Here is a 13,708-nt window from a genome sequence, read left to right as displayed (position 1 = left end):
CCCTGAACGCCACGCCAGCCGGTGGCGGATGCGCAGCCGCCATCCGCACCAGAGGAGGACCGCATGCCCCATTTCATCGCCGAATACACCGACAACATCGAACGCGAGGCCGACCTGCCCGGCCTGTTCGAAAAGGTCCACGCCTGCCTGGGCGACTCCGGCGTCTTCCCCCTCGGCGGCATCCGCAGCCGCGCGGTGCGCCTGGACACCTGGCGCATGGCCGACGGCAAGCACGACTACGCCTTCGTCCACATGAGCCTCAAGGTCGGCGCCGGGCGTGACCTGGAAACCCGCCGCCAGGTCGCCGATGCACTGTTCGAAGTGATCAAGGCGCACTTCGCCGAACTCCAGGCCTCGCGCCTGCTGGCCCTGTCCTTCGAACTCAACGAGCTGCACCCGGAGCTCAACTACAAGCACAACAACGTCCACGCGTTCCTCAAGGGGCAGGCGGGCTGACCACCGCCCCACCCCCGACCCGTCATTGGCAACTCCAAGAAGTACAAGACCATGAGCCAAGCGAAATCCCTGCCCCTGTCCCACGCCAGCGCCGACGACCTGACCTTCCGTCGCATCGGCTGGCGCCTGATGCCCCTGCTGCTGACCTGCTACCTGTTCGCCCACCTGGACCGCATCAACATCGGCTTCGCCAAGCTGCAGATGAGCGCCGACCTGCAGTTCAGCGACACCGTCTACGGCCTCGGCGCCGGCCTGTTCTTCATCGCCTACGCGCTGTTCGGCCTGCCCAGCAACATCGCCCTGGAGCGGGTCGGCCCGCGCCGCTGGATCGCCTTCCTCATGGTCACCTGGGGGCTCATGTCCACCGGCATGCTGCTGGTGGAAAGCGCCACCGGCTTCTACACCCTGCGCTTCCTCCTGGGCGTGGCCGAGGCCGGCTTCTTCCCCGGCATCCTGGTCTACCTCAACCGCTGGTTCCCGGCCCAGCGCCGCGGCCAGATGATCGCCCTGTTCGCCATCGCCGTGCCCATGGCCGGCGTCATCGGCGGCCCGCTGTCGGGCAGCATCCTCGACGGCTTCCACGACTTCATGGGCCTGCGCGGCTGGCAATGGATGTTCCTCATCGAAGGCCTGCCGGTGGTGCTGCTCGGCCTGCTGGTGTGGCGTGCCCTGCCCGACGGTTTCGAGCAGGTCGCCTGGCTCGACGCGCAACAGAAGGACAGCCTGCGCCAGCAGATGGCCGGCGAAGAGCGCGGCAAGACCATCACCTCGTTCAGCGGCATCTTCCGCGACCGCAACGTCTGGCTGCTGGTGGCGATCTACTTCGCAGTGATGCTGGCGGTGAACACCATCGCCTTCTGGATGCCCGCGCTGATCCACGGCGCCGGCATCGCCCAGGACCGCAACGTCGGCCTGCTCAGCGCCATCCCCTACCTCGCCGGCTGCTTCTTCATGGTCGCCCTCGGGCGTTCCTCGGATCGCCTGCGCGAGCGCCGCTGGCACCTCTGCGTGCCCCTGCTCATGGCCGCCAGCGGCCTGGTGCTGGCCGGCCTGTTCCCCGACCGCGTGCTGCCGGTGATGACCGGCCTGCTCATCGCCGGGATGGGCGCCAGCGCCGCCCTGCCGATGTTCTGGCAGCTGCCGCCGGCCTTCCTCTCGGTGCGGGTGCAGGCCGCCGGCATCGCCCTGGTCAGCTCCTTCGGCAGCATCGCCGCCTTCCTCGCGCCCTACCTGATCGGCTGGATGCGCGACACCACCCACAGCGCCAGCCTCGCCCTGTTCATGCTGGCCTTCCTCATCGCCCTCGGCGGCCTGCTGGTGCTGCGCACCCCGGCCGCCCTGGTCAACCCACGCTAAGAGAGACTCACCATGCTCGACGCCAGCATCATCCAGCAATCCGCCGCCCGCCTAGACGCCGCCGAGCGCTCGCGCCAGCAGGTGCGCCAGTTCTCCCTGGACCACCCCGAGATCACCATCGAGGACGCCTACGCCATCCAGCGCGCCTGGGTCGAGCAGAAGATCCGTGACGGCCGCAAGCTGGTGGGCCACAAGATCGGCCTCACCTCCCGCGCCATGCAGGTGTCCTCCAACATCACCGAGCCGGACTACGGCGCGCTGCTGGACGACATGTTCTTCGACGAAGGCAGCGACATCCCCTTCGAGCGCTTCATCGTCCCCCGCGTGGAAGTGGAACTGGCCTTCGTCCTCGGCAAGCCCCTGCGCGGGCCGAACTGCACCCTGTTCGACGTGCTCGACGCCACCGAATGGGTGATCCCCGCCCTGGAAATCATCGACGCCCGCATCCAGCAGGTGGACCCGGACACCAAGGCCACCCGCAAGGTCTTCGACACCATCTCCGACAACGCCGCCAACGCCGGCGTGGTCATGGGCGGGCGCGCCATCCGCCCCACCGAGCTGGACCTGCGGCGCATCCCGGCGATCCTCTACCGCAATGGCGTGATCGAGGAATCCGGCGTCTCCGCCGCCGTGCTCAACCACCCGGCCAAGGGCGTCGCCTGGCTGGCCAACAAGCTGGCCCCCTACGACATCACCCTGGAAGCCGGGCAGATCATCCTCGGCGGCTCCTTCACCCGCCCGGTGGCCGCCAACCCCGGCGACACCTTCCACGTCGACTACGACCAACTGGGCTCGATTGCCTGTCGGTTTGTATGAACTTGAGCTGGAAGCTTAGAGCTTGAAGCTGGAAGAAAAGGCGGTTCGTGCGCGCTTCCGGCTTCCGGCTTCCGGCTTCCGGCTTCCCAAGGAGCTTCCCATGTCTATTCCCATCAACACCTTCAAACAACGCCTCCTGGCCGGCGACGCGCAGATCGGCCTGTGGCTCGGCCTGGCTGATCCTTATTGCGCGGAGCTGGCCGCCAATGCCGGCTTCGACTGGCTGCTGATCGACGGCGAGCATGCGCCCAATGACCTGCGCAGCCTGCTCGGCCAGTTGCAGGCGGTGGCGCCCTACCCGTCGCAACCGATCATCCGCCCGCCCATCGGCGACCCGGTGCTGATCAAGCAGCTGCTGGACATCGGCGCGCAGACCCTGCTGGTGCCCATGGTGGATTCCGCCGCCCAGGCCGCCGAGCTGGTGCGCGCCATGCGCTACCCGCCGTCCGGCATCCGTGGCGTCGGCAGCGCCCTGGCCCGTGCTTCGCGCTGGAACAGCGTGCCCGGTTACCTGGACCAGGCCGACGAGCAGATGTGCCTGCTGGTGCAGATCGAAAACCTCGACGGCCTCGCCGCGCTCGATGCCATCGCCGCCACCGAGGGCGTCGATGGCGTGTTCATCGGGCCGGCCGACCTTTCCGCCGCCATGGGCCATCGCGGCAATCCCGGGCATCCCGAGGTGCAGGCCGCCATCGAGGACGCCATCGCCCGCATCCGCCGTGCCGGCAAGGCCGCCGGCATCCTCAGCGCCGACGAGACCCTGGCCCGCCGCTACCTGGAACTGGGCTGCGCCTTCGTCGCCGTCGGCGTCGACACCAGCCTGCTGATGAAGTCCCTGCAGGCCCTCGCCGGCCGCTTCAAGGGCACGCCGGCCCCGCAATCCAGCGCCGGCAGCGTCTACTGAGCCGAACACCCTCAACCTCTTACAGCCCGCCCCGGCCCTGCTCGCAGGCCCGGGAACGGGCATGGACCGTCCGAAACAAGGCAGACCGATGAAACTCAACGACCTCAACCTGCTGCGCGAACAGGCCTACGTGAACGGCCAATGGATCGAAGCCGACGACGAAGGCCGCTTCGGCGTGACCAACCCGGCCAACGGCGAGCTGATCGCCGAAATCGCCTCCCTCGGGCGTGCCGAAACCGCCCGCGCCATCGACGCCGCCCAGGCCGCCCTGCCCGCCTGGCGCGCCCGCACCGCCAAGGAGCGCAGCACCATCCTGCGCACCTGGTACGAACTGATCATGGCCAACCAGGAAGACCTGGCCCGCCTGCTCAGTTGGGAACAGGGCAAGCCCCTGGCCGAAAGCCGTGGCGAGATCGCCTACGGCGCCAGCTTCATCGAATGGTTCGCCGAGGAAGCCAAGCGCGTGTACGGCGACGTCATCCCCCACGACAAGCCCGGCCGCCGCCTGGTGGTGATCAAGCAGGCCATAGGCGTCGTCGCCGCCATCACCCCGTGGAACTTCCCCAACGCCATGATCACCCGCAAGGTCGGTCCGGCCCTCGCCGCCGGCTGCACCGTGGTGCTCAAACCCGCTTCGGAGACGCCCCTGTCCGCCCTGGCCCTGGCCGAACTGGGCGAGCGCGCCGGCCTCCCCGCCGGGGTGCTGAACATCGTCACCGGCACCCGCTCGCGGGAGATCGGCGGCGAGCTCACCGGCAACCCACGGGTGCAGAAGCTCTCCTTCACCGGCTCCACCGGCATCGGCAAGCTGCTGATGGCGCAATGCGCCGAAACCATCAAGAAGGTCAGCCTGGAACTGGGCGGCAACGCCCCCTTCATCGTCTTCGACGATGCCGACCTCGACGCCGCCGTGCAGGGCGCCCTGGGCTCCAAGTTCCGCAACAGCGGGCAGACCTGCGTCTGCACCAACCGCCTGCTGGTGCAAAGCGGCGTGCACGACGAGTTCGCCCGGCGCCTGGTGGCCGCGGTCAATGCCCTCAAGGTCGCCCCGGCGGACGAGGACGGCGCGCAGCAGGGCCCGCTGATCAACGCCAAGGCCGTGGAGAAGATCGAGGAACACATCGCCGACGCCCTCGCCAAGGGCGCCACCCTCCTCGCCGGTGGCAAGCGCCACGCCCTGGGCGGCAGCTTCTTCGAGCCCACGGTGCTGGGGGATGTGACCGCCGAGATGCTGGTGGCCCGCGATGAAACCTTCGGCCCCCTGGCGCCGATCTTCCGCTTCGACACCGAGGAACAGGCCATCGCCCTGGCCAACGACACCGAGTTCGGCCTCGCCTCCTACCTCTACACCCGCGACCTCGGCCGCGCCTGGCGCGTCAGCGAAGCCCTGGAATACGGCATGGTCGGCGTCAACGAAGGCCTCATCTCCACCGAAGTCGCCCCCTTCGGCGGCATCAAGCAATCCGGCCTCGGCCGCGAAGGCTCGAAATACGGCATCGACGACTACATCGAACAGAAATACATGTGCCTCGGCATCGGCTGAAGCCCCCTGGTGGGCTGAAGCCCACCCTACGGGAATGCCCCACCCCACCGGGCAGCACCCAGTGGGAGCGAATTCATTCGCGATGCTCTTCGTGGTTGAAACCGCTCCCACAATCCCCCCAAACGCCGCGCAACTCTGTAGGGACGAATTCATTCGCCAAGCGGCGCGCAGCGCCGCCATAGGTTGGTGCCATCCTGTGGGCGAATTCATTCGCGATGCTCTTCGCGGTTGAAACCGCTCCCACAATCCCCCCAAACGCCGCGCAGTCCTGTAGGGGCGAATTCATTCGCCAAGCGGTGCGCAGCGCCGCCATAGCTTCGCGAGCAGAGCTCGCTCCTGCGATCGTGCAATTGGGAGGGGATACAGCAACGCCCAGCTCCGCTGCGTTGGGCTTCGTACCTCAGCCCAACCTACACAGTTCACTGCCTCAAGGCTTGATGCCCTTCAGCTCCTGCAACAGCTCCAGCAGTTCCTGCAGCTTTTCCTCGCCCAGTTGCGCCTGGATGGATTGGTAGCCCCGCTCCATCTCCTGGCTCATGGACTGGAAGCAGGCCTCGCCCTGTTCGGTCAGGGCCAGGAGGATGCGGCGCTGGTCTTCGGCGACCTTGCGTCGGCGGACCATGCCGTCGCGCTCCAGGCGGGCGAGCACGCCGCTCATGCTGGGTTTGAGGATGCAGGCCAGGCGCGCCAGCTTGTGGCTTTCCATCTCGCCTTGCTGGCGGAGGATGCGGATGACCCGCCACTGCTGCTCGGTGAGCCCGTGGAGGTTGAGCTGGGGGCGGAAGAAACGCATGGCCGACTCACGGGCCTGCAGCAAGGTGAGGGTCAGGGAAGCACGGGTATTGGGCATGGGTTGGGCAGTGTCGGAAATTAGTTCACAGTTTAACGAATGACGCTTTCCGCGTCATGGCGAACGGCTCGCCTTGAGTTTCGCCCAGAAGGCATCCAGGGCCGTTTTCTGCTCCTGGTTGAGCCGCTCGAGCACATACAGGCGCCGGCGCTCGTCGCTTTTCAGCACCTGCATGGGGCGCTCCTTGGCCAGCTCCGCCAGCTCGGGGGTATCGGCGGCCAGGGGCGAATAGAACTGGCTGGCGCGGGCATCGGCCAGGGCGTTGCGTGGCTCCAGCAGGTAGTCGATGAAGCGGTAGGCCAGGTGCGGATGCTCGGCATTGGCGGGGATCGCCAGGCTGTCGATGAAGACCATCGCCCCCTCGTCGGGAATCCGGTAGCTGAGCGCCGGGTTGCGCGCGGAGGCGGTCAGCGCATGGCCGACCCAGGCCATGGCCACGCACAGGCGGCCGTCGGCCAGGGCATCGATGTAGGTGTCGTTGTCCAGGTGCCGCGCCATGCGGGCGATGCCCAGCAGGGGCTGCAGGTTGCGCTCGACCTGCCGCGCGCCATAGCTCGACAGGCTGCGGCCCCGGTAGTTGAACCACAGCGAGGCGGTCTCTTCCGGCGCGTCCAGCAGGCCGATGCCGCAACCGGCCAGCCGCGCGGCCTGGCGCTCGTCGAACAGCAGCCCCCAGCTGTTGGGCAAGGGCCCGCCATAGCTGGCTTCGGCCAGCTTCGGGTTGACCACCAGCCCCACCGAGCCCCAGAGGTAAGGCACCGCATAGCGGTTGGCCGAATCGATGCCGGCGAGCATCGCCAGCAGGCCCACGTCGACGCTGGCGTAATGGCTGAAGCGCCCCGTGTCCAGGGGCGCCAGCTGGCCGTTGTGGATCAGCCGCGAGAGCTGGAAGTGCGACGGCACGACGATGTCGAAGGCCTGCTCGCGGCCCAGGGCGGCGTCCAGTTCCTCGGCGGCGGTCATGGTCTGGTATTCGACCCGGATGCCGGTCTGCTTCTGGAAGTCCGCCAGCACCTGCGGCTCGATGTAGTTCTTCCAGTTGAGGACCCGCAACACCTCCTCGGCCCGGGCTTCCAGGGCCAGCAACAGCATCGCCAGGCAGGCCAGCAGTCTCATCGCGCAACTCCTTGCAGGGAATGGGGCCGGCACCTGCCGGGTGCGCCATTAGGAGCGAGGCGACGCCCGCCCGTCATGTTCGAGGCTGCCAGCTTCTTGCTTGCCCGTGCCGGATTCGCCCAAGCGTGACCCCGTGCCCATTCGCCGCCCGGAAAAACCCGCGCCCGGGTCATTGCGGCCGGTCATTAACCTGTTCATGATCGAGCGATAAAAACACCTAGAGGTCGCTCCCATGAACGCACTGCTGCGCACGCAGACCCACCTCGGCCTCGCCCTCGCCATGCAGGCGCTGCAGGCCGCCCTGGATGCCGCCGCCGAGCAGGGCGCCCGGGTCAGCATCCAGGTGGTGGACGCCGCCGGCCTGCCGATCCACAGCGCGCACATGGACGGCGCCCCCGGCCCCAGTCGCGCCATCGCCCTGAACAAGGCCTTCACCGCCGCCGGCTTCGGCATCGCCACCAGCGCCTGGCAGGAGCGCCTCGAGGGCTGCTCCGCCGCCGTGCGCCAGGGCCTGCCCCTGCAACCGGGGATGGCCCTGTTCGGCGGCGGCGAGCCCTTCCACCACCAGGGCCAGGTGATCGGCGCCATCGGCATTTCCGGTGCCTCGGAACGGCTCGACGGGCTCTGCGCCCGCGCGGCCGTGGAGCGCGTCGCAGAGCTGCTGGCGCCAGGTTGACCCGGCGCCTGTCACCCCGGGTCAAGGTGACGGGCAGTGAGGGACAAGACCGCAAGGGGCCGCACGCCCCTTAATAGTCGCCAGCAGAACGCATTCCACCCACCGTTTCAGGCTGCAGTCATGATCAATATCGAGACACCCACCTACTACACGGCCACCAAGAAGTACGACCTCGCCTTCCCCTCCCTGGAGGCGGACCTGGACGCAGACGTCGTCGTGATCGGCGGAGGGTTCTCCGGGATCAACACCGCGCTGGAACTGGCGGAAAAGGGCATCACCAACATCGTCGTGCTGGAGGCCCGCTACCTGGGCTTCGGCGGCACCGGCCGCAACGGCGGGCAGATCATGGCCGGCATCGGCCACGACCTGGAGAAGATCCGCAACGACGTGGGTGAGGACGGCCTGCGGCAGATCTTCGAAATCAGCGACCTGGGCGCCGACATCATCAAGGACCGCATCGCCAAGTACGGCATCGACGCCGACTTCTGCCACGGCTACGGCTACATGGGCTTCAACGGCCGCCAGGAGAACACCCTGCGCGCCTGGGAGAAGGAGTTCAAATCCCTCGGCTCGCCCCACGAGATCCGCTTCCTCGGCGGCTCCGAGGTGAAGCAGATCATCGGCTCCGACGCCTACAGCAGCGCCCTGCTGCACATGGGCGGCGGCCACGTGCACTCCCTCAACCTGCTGCTGGGCGAAGCCAAGGCCCTGGCCAGCCACGGGGTGAAGATCTTCGAATACAGCCCGGCGCTGGAAGTGACCTACGGCGAGCGCATCACCGTGCGCACCGGCAAGGGCTCGGTACGCGCCGGCAAGCTGCTCTGGGCCTGCGACAGCTTCCTCAACAAGCTGGAGCCGGAGCTGCACAAGACCACCATCAACACCTACGCCTTCCAGATGATGACCGAGCCGCTCTCCGACGAGCTGATCCAGCGCATCAGCCCCATTCGCGGGGCCTACAGCGACATCCGACCGGTCATCGACTACTACCGCGTGACCAACGAGAACCGCCTGCTGTTCGGTGCGGCGACGCCCTTCGTCGAACACATCCCCGGCGATCTCAAGGCCTGGAACCGCAACCTGATGCTGAAGATCTTCCCCTACCTCAAGGACGTGAAGATCGACCTCGCCTGGGGTGGCCCCATGGCCTGCAGCCCCAACCTGTTCCCGCAGATCGGCACCCTGCCCGGCCGCCCCAACGCCTACTTCGTGCAGGGCTACTCCGGTTTCGGCGTCACCCCCAGCCACATCATCTGCAAGGTGCTGGCCGAAGGCATGAGCGAAGGCTCGTCGCGCTACGACCTGATCAGCTCGGTGCGGCGCATCAAGGTGGTCGGAAAGGACCATATCCGCCCGCTGCTGCTGACCGCCGGCAAGAGCTGGCATCAGGTGTCCGGCTACTGGAACGGCCGCCGTTGAATCTGATCGGCGCGGCTGCGCGTCGGCGGTACGGCGTTGGGGTCGGCCTTGTACCGCTCTAGCTCGCTCGTGCCGGAAGCGATGCAGCGGAGATGCAAATACCGTCATTCCCGCGAACGCGGGAACTCACTAAACGAGCAACCCCACTTTTTCATCACTCGCAGGAGAACTGCCATGTCCCTCACCCCCATCAAGACCGGTATCACCCTCGCTGAACTGGATGCCTGGGGCACCGTCGCCGACCTGGGTTCGGAAATCCTCGAAGGCGAGGTCAAGGCCTTCGGCAAGATGACCGCCGGCGCCCCCACCGACCCGGTCAGCGCTGCCTATTTCGGCACCACCGGCGGCAAGTTCCGCATGGTCTACCCGTTCAACGAGCAAGCCACCGTGGTCACCGGCGAGGTGATCCTCACCGACGAATCCACCGGCCAGACCACCCGCTTCAAGGCCGGTGACAGCTGGTACGTCGCCAAGGGCACCCCGGTGCTCTGGGAAGTCCCCGGCGAGAGCTTCGTCAAGCACTACTACGCGGTGGCCTGACCTCTCCAGGTGCCTGCCCCCCGGGCAGGTTCGCGCCACTGGCAACCTCTGCGGCGATGGTCTGCACTGCCCTCACCGCCCACACGAGGGTTCCTCCATGACGCCATCCCCCGTCGAATTCGCCAGGCACTGCCTGAGCACCTTCACCCACTTCGTCCCCGCCTCCCTCGGTGCCTTCTACCTGATCGACGATCAGTTGCAGGCCCGCGACTTCCAGCTGCTGGGCATGCACCCGCAGATGCACGACGCCTACCTGCGCCACTACCGCCACCTCGACCCGCTGCAACCCGGCGCCTGCCTGGCCACCGGCCTGCCGGTGGTGCCCCTGCAAGCAGGCCAGGCCCGCCAGGACGAGGCGCAGAACCGCGAATACCAGGGGTTCCTGCGCGCCCATGAGGTGATAGACGTCGTTGAAGTCATCGCCCAGGCCGGCGAGCGCCCCGTGGCCGGGCTGTCCCTGCTGCGTTGCAGCGGCATGCCGGCGTTCTCGGAGGAGGAGCTGGCCAGCCTGGCGGCCCTGCAGGGGATGATGGAAGCCGGTGTTCAGGCCCTGGTGCCCGCCGCCGAGCCGAAGCTGCAAGGCCTCACCCCGCGTGAACGGGAGATCGCCCTGCTGCTGCGCGAAGGCATCGGCAACAAGCAGCTCGCCCGCCACCTGGGCGTCGGCCTGCCGACGGTGAAGACCCACCTGCTCAACCTGTTCCGCAAGGTCGGTGCCAGCAGCCGCACCGAACTGGTGGCGATGCTGTTCCTCTGACGGCGACCCTCAGCGCCCCGACTGCTGCACCAGGGTGGCGGGCACGGCGCCCGCCGGGGGCTCACCCAGTTCGGTGCCCAGCAGGTGATTGACGAAGAGGTGGAACAGCTCCGACTGGCTGGAAATGCCCAGCTTGCTGTAGAGGTGCTTGCGGTGGTTCTTCACCGTGCCCTCGGCAATCTCCAGGTGCAGGGAGATCGACAGGCTGGAATGCCCCCGCAGGATCAGCCCGACTATGGCCTGCTCACGCGCGGTCAGGCGGTCGGTGGCGAAGCCGGAGAAGGCCGCCGCCAGGTGCTCGGCGATGCTGCGCTCGGGCCGTGCCCCCAGCGGCTGGGCGGCGACCTTGGCGTAATGGCGCTGGAGAAAGGCCTCCAGCGCCGGCTGGCAGAGCCGCAGCGCGGCCACGTCCTGATCCGAGAACACCGGCGAGCCGTTGCAGCGCATCAGCGAATAGGCCGCGTAGGTGCCGCCGGGCAAGGGCGAAAGAAACACGATCTCCTCCGCCAGACTGCCCGACGCCATGGAAATGCACGGGTGCACGTCCGGCGAATTGAAATACTCGCCCTCGAAGAAGGCATCCGGCGCCAGCTCCGCCATGCGGTAGAGGCCGGCGGGCCGACCATGGGCGCAGGCGGTGTAGACCGGGTCCAGCAGGTAGGTGCCGTTGACGTAGCGCTGCATCGCGCCGGGCTCGGGGATGCCGTGCAGGTTGTCGTGCAGCAGCGCGGGGCTGCCGCCGGCCGGGTAGACGAAGATGCAGCTCTGGTCGAAGGGCGCCAGGGCCTGCAACGCCTCGTCCAGGCGCTCGGCGAAGGCCGCCGTCTCCACGCTGGCGATCAGCTCGGGGCTGTGTGCGTGCCAGGCTTCCAGCACCTGCCAGCCCTGGGAATGGGAGAGTCCTGCTGCGTGCGCCATGCTTCACCTTCTTGTTGTCCGGCCGCCCCGCCCAGGTGCAGAAATGGGCCTTGGAGCGCGCGTTTCAGGGGTGTTTTCAACAAAGCATTTTGCTTGCCACAACGCTCTCCGCGCCAGCGCTTTTCAGCGCGACCGTAGGGGCGAATTCATTGGCTATGTCTGCGTTAAGTGTTGCTAAAGGATTTGAGCTCAGCTGATTGTCGAGTTCTGGTGATGTTTCTGGTTTCGCCCACCCGGGCGAGTCCCTTTTCCAATCGTTGAAAAGGAACCAAAAAACTTGCCCCATCATCCGGCCCCGGCTTCGCCGGGGTTCCCTCACTCCATCGTCGCTCTGGGGGCCGGCGCGATGGGCCATCCATGGCCTGGCGCGCCTCTCGCGGCATCCATGCCGCTCGTCCCCCTGCGCAACGACTGCGTTCGGCCTCCTGGAGGGGCGTTGGCGGCTGCTCCAACTTTTTTCGTCCAGCGCATCACCACGTGGTGCGCACAGGCTTTCGTAGGATGGTGTAGAGCGAAGCGAAACCCATGCGGTGGAGGTGGTACGAACTCTTGGACGCCCGGAAAGGGCCGTGCTTGAGCGCTTGCATTAAAACCACAACAGCTAACGCCGACAGAGCCAATTCATTCGCCCACGAGCAACGGCGTTGCCCTGATGTGGGCAGTCGTAGGGCGGGTGAAACCCGCGATCCAGGTGCACGGACAATGTCGGGTTGCACCCGACCTACGGGCTGGAGGCTTCTTCCGTGGGGGCGGTTTCAACCGCGAAGGCCGTGGCAGGGTGCCCATTCGCGAATGAATTCGCTCCCACGATGGGGCCCCTACAGATCGTGATGCAGGTAGCTCGCCTGCTTCGGCAGCCGCAGGCTGAAGAGGAAGGCCACCACCATCATCGCCGAGACGTACCAGTAGAAGGTCTCCTCCATGCCGATGGATTTCAGTCCCAGGGCCGCGTATTCCGCCGAGCCGCCGAAGATGGCGTTGGCCACCGCGTAGGCCAGGCCCACGCCCAGGGCGCGGACTTCCGGGGGGAACATCTCGGCCTTCACCAGCCCGCTGATGGAGGTGTAGAGGCTGACGATGGCCAGGGCGAGGATGATCAGCGCGAAGGCGATATAGGGGCTCTCCACGCCCTTGAGTGCGGTGAGGATGGGCCAGGTGCACAGCGCACCGAGGGCGCCGAACCAGAGCATCGAGGTGCGCCGGCCGATGCGGTCGGAGAGAGCGCCGAACAGCGGTTGCATGAGCATGTAGACGAACAGCGCGCAGGTCATCACCGCACTGGCGGTCTTGGTGGTCATGCCGGCGCTGTTGACCAGGTATTTCTGCATGTAGGTGGTGAAGGTGTAGAAGATCAGCGAGCCGCCGGCGGTGTAGCCGAGCACGGTAATGAAGGCGCGCTTGTGGTGGCGGAACAGGTGGCCCAGGCTGCCGGATTCCTCGTTGTGCAACTGGTCCTCGCGGGCGGTTTCGTTCAGCGAGCGACGCAGGTAGAAGGCGATCACCGCCGTCGCCGCGCCGATCACGAAGGGAATGCGCCAGCCCCAGGCGCGCAGCTCGTCCTCGCTCAGCAACTGCTGCAGGATCACCACCACCAGCACCGCTAGCAGCTGGCCGCCGATCAGGGTCACGTACTGGAAGGAGGCGAAGAAGCCGCGCTGGCCCTTCAGCGCCACCTCGCTCATGTAGGTGGCCGTGGTGCCGTACTCGCCACCCACCGACAGCCCCTGGAACAAGCGCGCCACCAGCAGCAGCGCCGGGGCCAGGGCGCCGATGCTGGCGTAGGTGGGCATGAAGGCGATGGCCAGGGAGCCGGCGCACATCATCAGCACCGAGATCATCATCGAGACCTTGCGCCCGTACTTGTCGGCCACGCGGCCGAACAGCCAGCCGCCGATGGGGCGCATGAGGAAGCCGGCGGCGAACACGCCGGCGGTGTTCAGCAACTGCACGGTCGGGTCGTCGGAGGGGAAGAAGGCCGGGGCGAAATAGATGGAGCAGAAGGCGTAGACGTAGAAGTCGAACCATTCCACCAGGTTGCCGGAAGAGGCGCCGACTATGGCGAACACGCGTTTGCGGCGTTCTTCGAAGCTGTAGTGCGGATGGGGGCTCTCGAGGTGTTCGGTCGTACTGCTCATGGGGCGTGGCACTCGTTCTGGAATGAGTTCCGGCCCGCGTCCTCGAGCGGAAGCGGGCCGGGCCTGTCCATTGGATTGACTGCCGATGTCACAAAATGTTGCGGCGTCCTGATATCAGCCAAGCCCCGCTCGGTCGGAAAAGCAACGACCGCAGGGCGGCTCGCGGGGCGATGTTAGGGGACGTATAGGGCGCGCGTAGGATGGGTAGAGCTTGGCGAAACC

The 13,708-nt window shown here is 66.9% G+C and carries 13 protein-coding genes; 9 read left to right on the top strand and 4 right to left on the bottom strand.

The features are described from left to right. Positions 1 to 63: 63 nt before the first annotated feature. The 5 genes from RTW82_RS20495 to RTW82_RS20475 all read left to right on the top strand — a co-directional run bounded on the left by RTW82_RS20495 (position 64) and on the right by RTW82_RS20475 (position 5,075). The gene (locus tag RTW82_RS20495) at positions 64 to 456 is read left to right on the top strand and encodes a 5-carboxymethyl-2-hydroxymuconate isomerase (RefSeq protein WP_316926273.1); all 393 of its coding nucleotides are present in this window, start codon (positions 64 to 66) and stop codon (positions 454 to 456) included. Between the two features lie 51 nt (positions 457 to 507). After that, entirely contained in the window at positions 508 to 1,812 is a 1,305-nt protein-coding gene (locus RTW82_RS20490; protein WP_316926272.1) for an MFS transporter, read from the top strand. Positions 1,813 to 1,824: 12 nt separating this feature from the next. After that, entirely contained in the window at positions 1,825 to 2,628 is an 804-nt protein-coding gene (gene hpaH / locus RTW82_RS20485; RefSeq protein ID WP_184489932.1) for a 2-oxo-hept-4-ene-1,7-dioate hydratase, read from the top strand. 100 nt (positions 2,629 to 2,728) lie between these two features. Beyond that, a complete protein-coding gene (gene hpaI, locus RTW82_RS20480) occupies positions 2,729 to 3,532 on the top strand; it encodes a 4-hydroxy-2-oxoheptanedioate aldolase (protein WP_263401346.1) in 804 nt (267 codons plus the stop codon). An 88-nt stretch (positions 3,533 to 3,620) separates the two neighbouring features. Beyond that, positions 3,621 to 5,075, top strand: coding sequence for an NAD-dependent succinate-semialdehyde dehydrogenase (locus tag RTW82_RS20475; RefSeq protein WP_316926271.1), 1,455 nt, complete (start codon positions 3,621 to 3,623; stop codon positions 5,073 to 5,075). A gap of 427 nt (positions 5,076 to 5,502) precedes the next feature. On the opposite strand, the gene hpaR is transcribed toward RTW82_RS20475, so the two are convergent. Both hpaR and RTW82_RS20465 read right to left on the bottom strand, forming a co-directional pair. Continuing rightward, positions 5,503 to 5,925 (bottom strand): homoprotocatechuate degradation operon regulator HpaR, encoded by a 423-nt coding sequence (gene hpaR, locus RTW82_RS20470; protein WP_111264608.1) that lies wholly within the window; start codon positions 5,923 to 5,925, stop codon positions 5,503 to 5,505. 54 nt (positions 5,926 to 5,979) lie between these two features. Then, positions 5,980 to 7,041, bottom strand: coding sequence for an extracellular solute-binding protein (locus RTW82_RS20465; RefSeq protein WP_316926270.1), 1,062 nt, complete (start codon positions 7,039 to 7,041; stop codon positions 5,980 to 5,982). A 232-nt stretch (positions 7,042 to 7,273) separates the two neighbouring features. Between RTW82_RS20465 and RTW82_RS20460 the strand changes: the two genes are divergently transcribed. From RTW82_RS20460 to RTW82_RS20445, 4 genes are all read left to right on the top strand, one after another. Then, positions 7,274 to 7,717 (top strand): heme-binding protein, encoded by a 444-nt coding sequence (locus RTW82_RS20460; protein WP_316926269.1) that lies wholly within the window; start codon positions 7,274 to 7,276, stop codon positions 7,715 to 7,717. 120 nt (positions 7,718 to 7,837) lie between these two features. Continuing rightward, positions 7,838 to 9,136: an FAD-binding oxidoreductase gene (locus tag RTW82_RS20455; protein ID WP_316926268.1), complete on the top strand. Its 1,299-nt coding sequence runs from the start codon at positions 7,838 to 7,840 to the stop codon at positions 9,134 to 9,136. Positions 9,137 to 9,310: 174 nt separating this feature from the next. Then, entirely contained in the window at positions 9,311 to 9,676 is a 366-nt protein-coding gene (locus RTW82_RS20450) for a cupin domain-containing protein (protein WP_111264605.1), read from the top strand. 97 nt (positions 9,677 to 9,773) lie between these two features. After that, positions 9,774 to 10,433, top strand: coding sequence for a helix-turn-helix transcriptional regulator (locus RTW82_RS20445; protein WP_184489924.1), 660 nt, complete (start codon positions 9,774 to 9,776; stop codon positions 10,431 to 10,433). A gap of 9 nt (positions 10,434 to 10,442) precedes the next feature. On the opposite strand, the gene RTW82_RS20440 is transcribed toward RTW82_RS20445, so the two are convergent. After that, positions 10,443 to 11,351 carry a helix-turn-helix transcriptional regulator gene (locus RTW82_RS20440; RefSeq protein WP_316926267.1) on the bottom strand — a complete coding sequence of 303 codons (909 nt, stop codon included), beginning with the start codon at positions 11,349 to 11,351 and terminating at the stop codon, positions 10,443 to 10,445. Between the two features lie 818 nt (positions 11,352 to 12,169). After that, the gene (locus tag RTW82_RS20435) at positions 12,170 to 13,486 is read right to left on the bottom strand and encodes an MFS family transporter (RefSeq protein WP_316926266.1); all 1,317 of its coding nucleotides are present in this window, start codon (positions 13,484 to 13,486) and stop codon (positions 12,170 to 12,172) included. Positions 13,487 to 13,708: the final 222 nt, after the last annotated feature.

The organism is Pseudomonas sp. zfem005, from assembly GCF_032621735.1.
Classification (GTDB): domain Bacteria; phylum Pseudomonadota; class Gammaproteobacteria; order Pseudomonadales; family Pseudomonadaceae; genus Metapseudomonas; species Metapseudomonas solani.
Note: the sequence above shows the minus strand (reverse complement) of the source record. Positions and strands in the feature narration are given on the sequence as shown.